This is a genomic window from Jeotgalicoccus meleagridis (assembly GCF_903994045.1).
GTDB classification, from domain to species: Bacteria; Bacillota; Bacilli; order Staphylococcales; family Salinicoccaceae; genus Jeotgalicoccus; species Jeotgalicoccus meleagridis.
The window spans coordinates 248546-259630 of sequence record NZ_CAJEWD010000004.1; the positions used below are offsets into that span (position 1 = coordinate 248546).

An 11085-nucleotide genomic window follows, 5' to 3' on the forward strand; every position below is an offset into this window, starting at 1 on the left:
ATATTATATAGAACTAGATAAATTCCAAGTCACTTTCTTTGAAAGCATGGTATATTTTTTGGTAATCTTCAAGGCTTAGGCTTTCTCCGCGACGGCTAGGTTCAATATCCGCAGCTGAAAATAATGCTCTGATTTCATCTTTTTTCTTTTTACCATCCATAAAAAGGCTTTGATAGTTATTTAAAATTGTTTTACGTCGATGTAAAAATGCACCTCTAGTTAACTTGAAGAAGCTTTCCTCATCGTCTACTTCAACCTTTTTCTCACTTCTTGTTTTTAACTCAACTATGATTGAGTCAACGTTCGGCGGTGGCATGAAGACTGTTTTTGGGACATTCTGTACAGTTTTTGCTTCAGTGTAATAGTCTATAGCAATGGATAGAGAGCCGTATGCTTTTGTATTAGGCTTAGCACTAATTCTTTCGCCTACTTCTTTTTGCATCATGACATAATATCTTGAAATTGGCAGATTTGCATTTAAGAAATTGAGTATGATTGGGGTTGTAATATAATAAGGTAGGTTTGCGACTACAACAATATCATCACAATCACTAAGATGTTCTTGGATGTACTGTGAGACGTCTGCTTCTAAAATGTCTTGATTAATCACAGTGACGTTGTCATAAGCGGATAGTGTGTCATCCAAAACTGGTATCAATCTCTGGTCTATTTCAAAAGCGAGAACCTTTTTTGCATGAATTGCTAAATGTTCGGTCAAGGATCCAATCCCTGGACCAACTTCTATCACACCAGTGTTTTTATCGATATCCGCTTTATAAACAACTTCTTTAATCACATTTGAATCGATTAAAAAATTTTGTCCTAGGCTCTTCTTAAAGCTAAAGCGATGTTTGTTTAGTATTTCTTTAGTCTTACCTACACTTGCAATATATTTCATTTCTCATCACCTTCTAGCTCTGTTAAAATTTTTGATAGTTTTTCATAGGAAATCTGATAACGGTTAAGTTTTTTACGAAGTTGATTGGCATTTGCATAACCGATATTTAAGCGCTCTGTTAAGTATTCTCTTCTCTTTTTGGCCGCGGCATTGCCTGATAAACCTAAGTGCTGCATATCTTGAACAGTCAAAGTCTCTTCTTTAATTTCCTGACTCGTCAACGAATCTTTTAAAGCATTTCTAATATCCTCAATTTTAGCATGTTCAACACCAATACCATGCGCACCTTTAGCTTGGTGTTTCGGTAAAAATGCTTCTTTAATATTCGGAAATCTTTCAACTATAGTATTTCTAATCTTATGACCTGGAAAATCAGGATCTGTAAAAATAATTGCACCTCGTGTCTTCAAGGCAACTTCTATTTCCTGTAATGTTCTTTCATTTATTGCAGAGCCATTTGTCTCTATAGTTTGGCAGATGACCGCTTCTTTTAATCGTCTCGTGTCATCTCTACCTTCTACTATAATCACTTCATTTATGATGGGTTTATCCATCTAATCACCTCTATATTCGTTTTGTATCATACCATATTTTTCTCACAAAACGAGAACATCCGTGTAGAAAGTACTACACGGATGTCAGTTATAACTATATTTTAAACAGTCGCTTTGCATTTTCACTTGTTGTTTGAGCCAATTCTTCATAAGAGATTTGACGAAGTTCTGCAATTTTTTCCGCCACTAATTTTACATAAGCAGGTTCATTTCTTTTACCTCTGTATGGATGCGGGGTTAAATATGGGGCATCAGTTTCTACTAGTAAGCGGTCTATTGGCACATGCACAGCAATATCTTTTGGTAATTGAGCATTTTTAAAGGTCACTGGCCCACCGAGTGAAACGTAGAAATTCATATCAATGATTTCATCGGCAACACTTTCGTCACCACTGAAGGCATGCATGATTCCCCCAATTTTTTCGGCATGCATTTCTTTTAAAATAGCTACACAATCTTCTGTTGCCTCTCTATTGTGAATGATAATAGGTAAGTTGACACGTTTCGCTAATTCAATTTGCTTTTTAAACAAATCCTTTTGTACATCTTTAGGTGATTTATCCCAGTGATAATCTAAGCCCATTTCACCGATTCCCACGATTTTTTCGTGCTTAGACAATTGTTCAATCCACTCTAGATCTTCATCTGTACAATCAATAGCATCGACGGGATGCCAACCGATTACTCCATAGATATCCTCATGCTCATCGATGAGTTCCATCGTTCGTTCAATAGTTGGTCTATCACAACCGATGACGACCATTTTTTCAATGCCGTTTTCTCTAGCACGTTCAATCACTTCATCTAAGTCATCTACATACTGTTCTGCATTTAAATGTACGTGCGTATCAATCAACATAGAATCACTCCTGAACTTATTTTACGATGCTTCCGTTTTCAATACCGTCAGGCACATCAATCAAGGTTAAACGATTGCCTTTTTCAGCAGTTAAAATCATACCTTCTGATTTTTCTCCACGAAGTGTTACAGGTTGAAGATTAGTCACTACTAATACTTTCTTACCAATAATATCTCCTGGTTCATAATGTTCATGAATACCAGAAACAATTTGACGTTCTTCATTACCAAGATCAACTTGGATTTTTAGGAGTTTATCTGCTTTTTTAACAGCTTTTGCACCGATTATTGTTGCTACTTTAATTTCTACCTTACCAAAATCATCGATAGTAATTTTTTCAGTTTCATCCTCTGCAACTGGTGTTGATGGACGCATCTGTTCTTTAATGTGGTTTACTTCTTCTTCAACGTCTAATCTCGGATAGATAGGTGTCGGTTTAGATAAGCTCCCTGAAGTCTTAATCACACCATAAGTAAGAACTGAATCATAAGATTGTTGGTTTTCATCTTCAATGTTCAATTGTCTAAAGATTTCTTTTGGTCCATGTGTTAAATAAGGTTGTAACAAGACTGCTGTAATACGGATGTTTTCAGCGAGATGGACCATTACATTTCCAAGTTCATCCTTTTTAGCTTCATCTTTAGCCAAGACCCAAGGTGCTGTTTCGTCAATGTACTTATTAGAGCGACTGATAATTGTCCACACTGCTCTTAAAGCGTTATTGAACTTCATATTTTCCATTTCTTTTTCATAGTCTTCAATACTTTGTTTAACAACAGACTCGAGATTTTCATCTATTTCATTGTGAGCCCCAGTGTAAGAAGGTAGTTCTCCATCGAAATACTTATTAATCATAGAGATTGTACGATTGACAAGGTTTCCTAAATCATTCGCCAAGTCAAAGTTCGTTCTTTCGATAAAGGACTCTGGCGTGAATACCCCATCAGAGCCAAAAGGCACTTCTCTCATCAGATAATATCTCAAGGAGTCTAAGCCATAACGATCAACGATTTGATCTGGATAGATGACATTTCCTTTAGATTTAGACATCTTGCCATCTTTCATTAGAAGCCAACCGTGTCCAAGCAATTTTTTTGGTAGTGGTAAATCTAATGCCATGAGCATGATCGGCCAATAAATAGCGTGGAAACGTACGATTTCTTTACCAATCATATGCACATCTGCTGGCCAATATTTTTTGAATAAGTCGTCGTTATCAGAACCATAACCAAGTGCAGTGATATAGTTCGCTAAGGCATCAATCCACACGTAGACAACATGTTTTGGATCAGATTTTACTGGTACACCCCATGTAAAGGTTGTTCTTGAAACAGCAAGGTCTTCAAGGCCAGGTTTAATAAAGTTATTCAGCATTTCATTTTTGCGTTTTTCTGGCTGAATAAAATCAGGATGATCTTCATAATACTTAACTAAGCGGTCTGCATATTTACTCATTCTAAAGAAATAACTTTCTTCTTTTACAAGTTCAACATCGTGACCACTTGGTGCTCTTCCACCAATCATCTTGCCATTCTCATCACGGTATACTTCTTCTAGTTGAGTTTCAGTGAAGAACTCCTCGTCTTGAACTGAATACCAACCTTCATATTCCCCAAGGTAAATATCACCTTGTTCAAGTAAACGATCAAATATATACTGAACAGCTTTCTTATGTTGATCACTTGTTGTGCGGATAAACTGATCATATGTGATATCTAGTTTTTCCCATAATTCTTTAATTGTATCAGCCATGTCATCAACATATTTCTGCGGAGAAATATTCATGTCTTCTGCTTTTTGCTCAATTTTTTGACCGTGTTCATCTGTACCGGTCAAATAGTACACATCAAAGCCACGCAAACGTTTGTATCGTGCCATCACGTCACAAGCAATGGTTGTATAAGCATTTCCAATGTGAAGTTTGCCACTCGGATAATAAATTGGCGTGGTAATATAAAATGTTGGTTTAGTCATGGTTTTCCTCCTATAATATACTTATCTAATATATCTAAAAAATGGGTTTTTTTCAATTCAAGACAGTTTTTAATAGTTTTCAAAAGTGATTTATGCTATAGTCATGTTTATCCAATTACCATAAAGTTTTAAGTCATTATTTCATTGATAAATTTAGAAATAATTTACTCAGTGATCTACTGATTATGGTTTGGGAAATTTAGTAGGGGGAATTCTCAATGAAATCTACTGGAATTGTGCGCAAAGTCGATGAACTTGGACGCATCGTGATTCCGATTGAATTACGTCGCGTACTTGATATAGAAGTAAAAGACGCTCTTGAAATTTTCACTGATGACGATAAAATCATCTTGAAAAAATATCAACCTCGTATGACTTGTGCAATAACTGGCGATGTATCTGATGATAATTTGTCCTTAGCAGACGGTAAAATCGTCTTGAGTCCTGAAGGTGCAGAACTATTAATTAATGAAATTAAAAGAAAACTCGATAAATAAACTTTTGAGTTCAGCCATGAAGATTCTTTGTGGCTTTTTTTATTTGTGAAATTCATCGTACACTTCTTGTTTTTTCAAACCTCTTAATTCCGCTACTAATTTTATAGCATCCTTAGGTTTCATTCCATCCGCAATCAAGCTACTCACATGCTCCTTAGCAGACCCCGTAAATTGGACTGCCTCTTCTTCATATGCTGAAATAACCACAACAAACTCTCCTTTTAAAGGAATTTCCTTATCAAGCTTACTAAGAAGGTCAGTTGCTGTTGTTCGGTAGTGTTGTTCGAATTTCTTTGTAATCTCTCTAGAAATTGAGACAATTCTCTCATCATCAATTTTACTAATATCTTCCAATAAAGCCTTCATACGATGTGGAGATTCATATAGGACACTCGTCATATTATGGTGCATAATCTCTGATAATTTTTCTTGTCTCTTAGAGCTAGACTTAGGTAAAAATCCAAAGTAAGTAAATTCATAAGAAGCAATACCACTTGCTACAAGCCCCATAGTAAATGCAGAAGCTGCTGGTATGACAATATAAGGAAGATTTTCATCTTGAAGACGACTCACTAACTCAAAACCAGGATCAGATATGACAGGCATACCCGCATCTGTAACTAGAGCAAAGTGTTTACCTGCTCTAATTTTTTCGACAATATCTTCTGTAACTTCTTCTTTATTAAAATCATGATAGCTTCTTAGAGGCGTTGTTATATCAAAATGATTCGTGAGTTTCTTTGTGGTACGCGTATCCTCACATAAAATCTCATCAACTTCGTTTAAGGTTTTAACTGCCCTGTAAGACATATCTTCTAAATTACCAATTGGTGTACCCGTAATGTATAACATACTCAACCTCCTATCAACTTCATCTTAGCTTGTTTTGATAACTGCTTAATCGCATACTCTCTTTTCAAGGCGTCACTCTTAGTGTCATACATTTCAACATAACGAAGTGTCACTGGTCGTCTACCTCTGGTATATTTTGCCCCTAGTCCCGCATTATGTTTATTGATTCGTGCATCAATATCTGTTGTGTAACCAGTGTATAAGCTATGGTCTACACATTCCAATATATAGACGTAAAATGTATCCTTACTCTCTGTCACTGCCATAATACACCTCCAACATCTCCTCAGAGTATGTTTTATCGAGTTTATAAATATAAAAAGGCGGCAGAATATCTACATAAGCTTTAGAGTTGAAGATTGCTTCTAAAATAACAAACATTGCTTCACTGGAATTTTCGTCATTGTAAACGTATTGTGCACGACGGACTCGAAATCCATTATTATGTAAACTGGTAAACACTTCAGCACTTCTCTCAGCTCTATGCACCATATATAAACGCCCTTTATTAGTGATTAAATATCTGCATGCAGCGACGATACCATTTAAATCAATGTGAATCTCATGTCTTGCTGCACTTGCTGCATCAATGTGTTTCAAGGGCTGGTCATTGGTAAAATATGGTGGATTTACTGTAATAACATCGAAAGTGGAGTGTTCAAAATGATTTCTGACTTCTTTAATATCTAAATTATGGATCGTGATTTGATCTTCTTTATTATTTATATTGAAACTTCTTTCTGCCATATCACAAAGTTGTGCCTGGATTTCAATTGCTTCGATGGGTCTATTAGTGCGATGGGATAATAGCAAAGGAATAATGCCGTTACCACTACATAAATCCATAATCTTTTTATCTCTTTTTTTAAGTTTAACAAAATCACTGAGTAAGAGTGCATCGACAGAAAAGGAAAAAGTCTCGCTAGACTGTATAATTTGCATGTTCTCTCTAAATAATTGATCAATTCTCTCGTTCTTCTTTAACATAATATCACTCCAAAAAGAAAAGCAGCCTCAGCTGCTTAACTTTGTCTTTCATTAAAGAATGATTGGCAAAATAGACAATCATCACCATGTCTATGAGTACCAAAATGAATACTGCAAACATGAAACCCTTCATCATATAAGCTTTTTAGTGAATTTTCTTTGAAAGAAGAGTTCTTCTCTTCTTTTTCCGATAATAGCTTCTCATAGTTGTCTTTTTCTATTTCTAAACTTACATTTTCTTCTACAAGTTTGACTGTTAATTCTTTTAGGATTTGCATTTCTTCATCCATAGATCTCAAATTACGTTCAAGCTGTTGAATATGGAGGAACAATTTCTCACGGTCCATTAATTCACAACCTCTAGCTGAGCAAGGTCTTCTTCCGTGTATTCCTCGATGTAGTCATCTTTACTTTTCACTCGAACTGTTAGGTCTAAGATATTAATACCAATCACTTTACCGAGACCAGCTGGCGTCTTAACCTTACTACCAACATCCGGTAATTTCACTCTAGCTTCTTCATAGTATTCATCTTCATAATTTAAGCAGCACATTAGTCTGCCGCAAGCACCTGAAATTTTACTAGGCGATAAAGATAAATCCTGATTCTTAGCCATCTGAATACTTACTGGTGCAAAATCCCCTAAGAAAGTGGAGCAGCAATGCGCACGTCCACAAGGACCAATTCCACCTAAGTATTTCGCTTCATCTCTTACACCAATTTGACGAAGTTCAATTCTAGTTTTAAATTTTGTTGCTAGTGTTCTCACTAAGCTTCTAAAATCGACACGCTCATCAGAAGTGAAATTAAAGATAAGTTTATTCATATCCAAAGTGTATTTAGCATTAACTAATCTCATCTCTAAATTTTCATCACTTATTGCTGACTGACAGAATTTCATTGCTTCTTCAGCTTTTTTATCGTTTTCTTTATAAGTAATGAAATCTTCTTCTGTCGCTAAACGCAGAAACTCTCCGTCAGACTCAACAATGTTATCCTTGGATATTTCATAAGTGCCTTTAACAACTCTTAAAACTTCAAGCCCACGTTTTGTCTTTGCAACGATAAAATCATTGCGTTCTATAGAATCATCACTACACGTGATGTATAAATTATCGAAATAATCAAGTTGCGTCACCTTGATGATTTTAAGCATCTTCCATCAACCTTTCGCACCTATGACCATCCCTTCAAAAACAAGCATTGGATTTACATTAAACGATAAATACTTATTAGCATTTTGAACTTCCTCTAGCATTCGACTCAGTTTACTAGGATGGATATCATTTCCTTCAGGCATTGGTCCATCAAATGGTTTAAAATCATTTAACCCTATAGTCGTATGCAAAACCTGCCTAATATAGCCACTTAAGAGTTCTAATACAAGTTCTTGATCCCTACGATCATCACATAAATCCAACATGCGTTTCATATCTATGAGAACAAGAGGATGATTATGAATCCAGCGGTTGGCAAAGTTGACAACTTCTTTAGTAAGAAGGCTAAATCTATCTGCCATTTCGTTAATGTGTTGTACGTTTAAAGAAAGTACATTCACAATATTCTTCTCACTGTCACTTAAACTTTCTAAAGCATTTAAGCGGTCCTGATCTTCACCTTGTATTAAAATATGCTGACTTCTCGAATGGATAGTCGGTAGGATATCACTTTTATTTATCGTTAGTAAAATTGCGATTGTTTTTTCAGGTGGTTCCTCTAAAAATTTTAATATACTATTTTCAGCTTGAGGTGTTAATTTTTCAAATTGTTCAATGATATACACCTTATACTCTGATTCAATTGGTTTTTGATTCATTCGATGAACAAGCTGTCCGATTTCATCTTTTTTAATAGTATTTTCTTGTGTTCTTAAGTAATACAAATCAGGATGGTTTCCCGATTCAATCAAAAGTTTGTTACGCTCTGAATTTCCAAAGATGTTTAAAGCAAAGAACTTACTGTATTTAGCAAGCGTCTCTATAGTATCTCCTTCAAACATATAAGTATGACTCAGCTTTTGATTTTTAATTATTCTTAATAACTGTTCTTTAATAATACTGTTACTCATACTAGAATCTTTCGAATTGTTCAATCGGAAGGACGAATACTGTTGCTCCGCCAACTTCTACTTCTACAGGATAAGGAATGTATGAGTCTGCATTTCCACCCATTGGTGTAACTGGTGCAACAGTTTGTTCTCTATTTCCACAAGTGTCGTCAATTAATTTTAGCAATTCATCTACGCGTGCATCTTCAACACCACATAAGAAGGTTGTATTACCTGCTCTTAAAAACCCACCAGTAGATGCGAGTTTAGTGTTTCGGAAATCATTTTTTGTTAGTTTATCGTTCAATCTTTGGCTGTCGTGATCTTGCACAATTGCAATTACCATTTTCATAAATCTTCACCTCTAGAATTTATATAATCTTCAATTATAGTGAGTGTATCGCTAACAACTTTTTCAATCGCTTGATCTGCATCTACAACTTTAATCCGTTCCGGATAAAGTGTCGATAATTCATTATAACCCGAGACAACTTTGTTATGAAAGCCTATGGTCTCTTGATCAAGTCGGTTATCTTCTCTCTTGTTGTCGCTTATACGCTTTAAACCGACTTCAGGCTCTAACTTTAAATATATAGTTAAGTTTGGCATATAGCCACCAATAGCGAACTGATTAATTGTCATTATATCTTGAAAACCAATTTCTCTTGCTATACCTTGGTAAGCAAGTGAACTATCTATAAAGCGATCGCATAAGACAATCTTACCAGTCTCTAGCGCTGGAATCACTCTTTCTACTAAATGCTGACGTCGAGATGCTGCAAACAACAAAGCTTCTGTCCGGCCATCCATATCATTACCTTTATCTAAAAGTATTTCACGAATCTTTTCGCTGATCGGAATTCCGCCAGGTTCTCTTGTCTTAATCACTTCTCTTGTCTCTGATAATTTTCTGTATACGCTGTCGATTACTGTTGTTTTCCCAGAGCCTTCTGGGCCCTCAAAGGTAATGAAGTAACTCATCTTAAAGCCTCATTCATACATAATAGTTAATATTGTAGTCTATACCCTCTATTTTAACATGATTAAACAGATATTGTTGAAGTTGTTTTAAATCAGCTTCGGTGAAAATTTCTCCTTTTAAAACGAGAGGAATTCCTGGAGGATAAGGAACAACATTTTGAACACATACTTTCCCTAATAAATTAGAGATATCTTTATCCTGATTATTTTCATTTTTTATTAGACATAAACGCTCTAAGCGGTCCAATAGTTGAGAATATGGATAACAATCTCCTTCATGCCATAAAGGTAAAACAAACAGCACACCAGAATCTGTCGTCATTTCAGCATAAATATTTTCATTAATTAAACTATCTTCTAGTGCATAAGGTCCGTGTTGCCAATTCAGTAAAAGTTTACAAGGATCATCTGCTTCTTTAACCGAGATACCTTGTTGATTCAAATGCTCGATTAATTTTTTTCTTCTTTTAAAAAATAGACCATCCTTATAGTTATTATAGAATTGTTGAGCACTTTCTATAGACGCCATGATTAAATAAGAGGGGCTCGATGTTTCAAAGTAATTGATAAAAGTCATTACTTCATTGTATAGCCTCTCTTCTTTAACAAAAATTACAGATGCCATAGTGAGTGCTGGTAGCATCTTATGATAAGATTCAACAATAATGTCAGCTTTTGATAGGTAGGCAGCTTCCGGAAAGTTCTCAGTAATAGAAAGATGAGCACCATGAGCAGAATCCACTAAGACATATCCATTCCTATCATGTACGTATGAAACTAAAGAACTTATATTCTCTAAAATATTACCTTCGTAATTTGGTGACGTAATAATGAGAGCCTTATCACTATAATCATAATTGAATAATTCTTCCTTCGTAATGATCTCATATGATGCAGACACTAAATCTAAAGCATGATAGATAGATTTATGGATGTCCCCATATAAAACAAAGGTTTGACACTCTTTACTAAGAGCAAATATCGCTGACAAAATACCATTCGTTGTACCATTTACCATAGCTTGTGCAAAGTAGCCTGGTGTCTTATTCGATAAAAAACCATTCAAATCTTTTAAAACTTCAACTGGATCATGAAGATTATCTAAACCTTTAATTTCCGTCATATCAAAATTAAAAGTGAGAAGATCACTCAAATCTCCAATCGTATTGTTTTTATGTCCCGGTACATGCATAGAAATTGACTCATTACTTGTAAACTCTTTAAGTCTCTCGATTAAAGTCATATATCCACCTCTCTTTTAACTATATTATAGTATAAAAAAAAGAGACCTTAAAAAGGTCTCAATGCGGCTCATCGCATCCATATTACGTTTATCTAGCCTGGCAGCGTCCTACTCTTGCGGGACGTCAGTCCAACTACCATCGGCGCTGGAGAGCTTAACTACTGTGTTCGACATGGGAACAGGTGTGGCCTC

At 35.4% G+C, this 11085-nt stretch carries 14 protein-coding genes and 1 rRNA gene; 1 reads left to right on the top strand and 14 read right to left on the bottom strand.

Features of this window, described 5'->3' with window-relative positions; all coding sequences use genetic code 11:
* Positions 1 to 13 precede the first annotated feature (13 nt).
* From rsmA to metG, 4 genes are all read right to left on the bottom strand, one after another.
* Positions 14 to 898, bottom strand: a complete 885-nt coding sequence (rsmA, locus tag JEOSCH030_RS03745) for a 16S rRNA (adenine(1518)-N(6)/adenine(1519)-N(6))-dimethyltransferase RsmA (protein WP_185125275.1) — start codon at positions 896 to 898, stop codon at positions 14 to 16.
* A complete protein-coding gene (gene rnmV, locus JEOSCH030_RS03750) occupies positions 895 to 1452 on the bottom strand; it encodes a ribonuclease M5 (RefSeq protein ID WP_185125276.1) in 558 nt (185 codons plus the stop codon). Before rnmV ends, rsmA begins: the two co-directional genes overlap by 4 nt.
* Positions 1453 to 1546: 94 nt before the next feature.
* Entirely contained in the window at positions 1547 to 2311 is a 765-nt protein-coding gene (locus JEOSCH030_RS03755; protein ID WP_185125277.1) for a TatD family hydrolase, read from the bottom strand.
* 16 nt (positions 2312 to 2327) lie between these two features.
* On the bottom strand, positions 2328 to 4286 hold the full coding sequence (gene metG / locus JEOSCH030_RS03760; protein ID WP_185125278.1) for a methionine--tRNA ligase: 1959 nt from the start codon (positions 4284 to 4286) through the stop codon (positions 2328 to 2330).
* A gap of 218 nt (positions 4287 to 4504) precedes the next feature.
* On the opposite strand from metG, the gene JEOSCH030_RS03765 reads away from it, so the two are divergent.
* Positions 4505 to 4783 carry an AbrB/MazE/SpoVT family DNA-binding domain-containing protein gene (locus JEOSCH030_RS03765; protein WP_185125279.1) on the top strand — a complete coding sequence of 93 codons (279 nt, stop codon included), beginning with the start codon at positions 4505 to 4507 and terminating at the stop codon, positions 4781 to 4783.
* Positions 4784 to 4822: 39 nt separating this feature from the next.
* On the opposite strand, the gene rsmI is transcribed toward JEOSCH030_RS03765, so the two are convergent.
* From rsmI to rrf, 10 genes are all read right to left on the bottom strand, one after another.
* On the bottom strand, positions 4823 to 5635 hold the full coding sequence (gene rsmI / locus JEOSCH030_RS03770; protein ID WP_328794780.1) for a 16S rRNA (cytidine(1402)-2'-O)-methyltransferase: 813 nt from the start codon (positions 5633 to 5635) through the stop codon (positions 4823 to 4825).
* Between the two features lie 2 nt (positions 5636 to 5637).
* A complete protein-coding gene (locus JEOSCH030_RS03775) occupies positions 5638 to 5901 on the bottom strand; it encodes a GIY-YIG nuclease family protein (protein WP_185125281.1) in 264 nt (87 codons plus the stop codon).
* On the bottom strand, positions 5882 to 6622 hold the full coding sequence (locus JEOSCH030_RS03780; RefSeq protein ID WP_185125282.1) for a tRNA1(Val) (adenine(37)-N6)-methyltransferase: 741 nt from the start codon (positions 6620 to 6622) through the stop codon (positions 5882 to 5884). The genes JEOSCH030_RS03775 and JEOSCH030_RS03780 overlap by 20 nt, the downstream gene beginning before the upstream one ends.
* A 35-nt stretch (positions 6623 to 6657) precedes the next feature.
* Positions 6658 to 6969 (bottom strand): initiation-control protein YabA, encoded by a 312-nt coding sequence (locus JEOSCH030_RS03785; RefSeq protein WP_185125283.1) that lies wholly within the window; start codon positions 6967 to 6969, stop codon positions 6658 to 6660.
* A complete protein-coding gene (locus tag JEOSCH030_RS03790; protein ID WP_185125284.1) occupies positions 6969 to 7778 on the bottom strand; it encodes a PSP1 domain-containing protein in 810 nt (269 codons plus the stop codon). Before JEOSCH030_RS03790 ends, JEOSCH030_RS03785 begins: the two co-directional genes overlap by 1 nt.
* A gap of 6 nt (positions 7779 to 7784) precedes the next feature.
* Positions 7785 to 8690 carry a hypothetical protein gene (locus JEOSCH030_RS03795; protein ID WP_185125285.1) on the bottom strand — a complete coding sequence of 302 codons (906 nt, stop codon included), beginning with the start codon at positions 8688 to 8690 and terminating at the stop codon, positions 7785 to 7787.
* A 1-nt stretch (position 8691) separates the two neighbouring features.
* Positions 8692 to 9021 (bottom strand): cyclic-di-AMP receptor, encoded by a 330-nt coding sequence (locus tag JEOSCH030_RS03800; RefSeq protein WP_026866209.1) that lies wholly within the window; start codon positions 9019 to 9021, stop codon positions 8692 to 8694.
* A complete protein-coding gene (gene tmk / locus JEOSCH030_RS03805) occupies positions 9018 to 9650 on the bottom strand; it encodes a dTMP kinase (RefSeq protein WP_185125286.1) in 633 nt (210 codons plus the stop codon). The genes JEOSCH030_RS03800 and tmk overlap by 4 nt, the downstream gene beginning before the upstream one ends.
* Before the next feature lie 13 nt (positions 9651 to 9663).
* Positions 9664 to 10893: an Orn/Lys/Arg family decarboxylase gene (locus tag JEOSCH030_RS03810; protein ID WP_185125287.1), complete on the bottom strand. Its 1230-nt coding sequence runs from the start codon at positions 10891 to 10893 to the stop codon at positions 9664 to 9666.
* Positions 10894 to 10988: 95 nt separating this feature from the next.
* Positions 10989 to 11085 (bottom strand): 5S ribosomal RNA (gene rrf / locus JEOSCH030_RS03815); the annotation flags it as partial.

Excerpts from the sequence above, each read along its gene's own strand:
- rsmA (WP_185125275.1), bottom strand. The coding sequence starts at position 898 with ATGAAATATATTGCAAGTGTAGGTAAGACTAAAGAAATACTAAACAAA.
- rnmV (WP_185125276.1), bottom strand. The coding sequence starts at position 1,452 with ATGGATAAACCCATCATAAATGAAGTGATTATAGTAGAAGGTAGAGAT.
- JEOSCH030_RS03755 (WP_185125277.1), bottom strand. The coding sequence starts at position 2,311 with ATGTTGATTGATACGCACGTACATTTAAATGCAGAACAGTATGTAGAT.
- metG (WP_185125278.1), bottom strand. The coding sequence starts at position 4,286 with ATGACTAAACCAACATTTTATATTACCACGCCAATTTATTATCCGAGT.
- JEOSCH030_RS03765 (WP_185125279.1), top strand. The coding sequence starts at position 4,505 with ATGAAATCTACTGGAATTGTGCGCAAAGTCGATGAACTTGGACGCATC.
- rsmI (WP_328794780.1), bottom strand. The coding sequence starts at position 5,635 with ATGTTATACATTACGGGTACACCAATTGGTAATTTAGAAGATATGTCT.
- JEOSCH030_RS03775 (WP_185125281.1), bottom strand. The coding sequence starts at position 5,901 with ATGGCAGTGACAGAGAGTAAGGATACATTTTACGTCTATATATTGGAA.
- JEOSCH030_RS03780 (WP_185125282.1), bottom strand. The coding sequence starts at position 6,622 with ATGTTAAAGAAGAACGAGAGAATTGATCAATTATTTAGAGAGAACATG.
- JEOSCH030_RS03785 (WP_185125283.1), bottom strand. The coding sequence starts at position 6,969 with ATGGACCGTGAGAAATTGTTCCTCCATATTCAACAGCTTGAACGTAAT.
- JEOSCH030_RS03790 (WP_185125284.1), bottom strand. The coding sequence starts at position 7,778 with ATGCTTAAAATCATCAAGGTGACGCAACTTGATTATTTCGATAATTTA.
- JEOSCH030_RS03795 (WP_185125285.1), bottom strand. The coding sequence starts at position 8,690 with ATGAGTAACAGTATTATTAAAGAACAGTTATTAAGAATAATTAAAAAT.
- JEOSCH030_RS03800 (WP_026866209.1), bottom strand. The coding sequence starts at position 9,021 with ATGAAAATGGTAATTGCAATTGTGCAAGATCACGACAGCCAAAGATTG.
- tmk (WP_185125286.1), bottom strand. The coding sequence starts at position 9,650 with ATGAGTTACTTCATTACCTTTGAGGGCCCAGAAGGCTCTGGGAAAACA.
- JEOSCH030_RS03810 (WP_185125287.1), bottom strand. The coding sequence starts at position 10,893 with ATGACTTTAATCGAGAGACTTAAAGAGTTTACAAGTAATGAGTCAATT.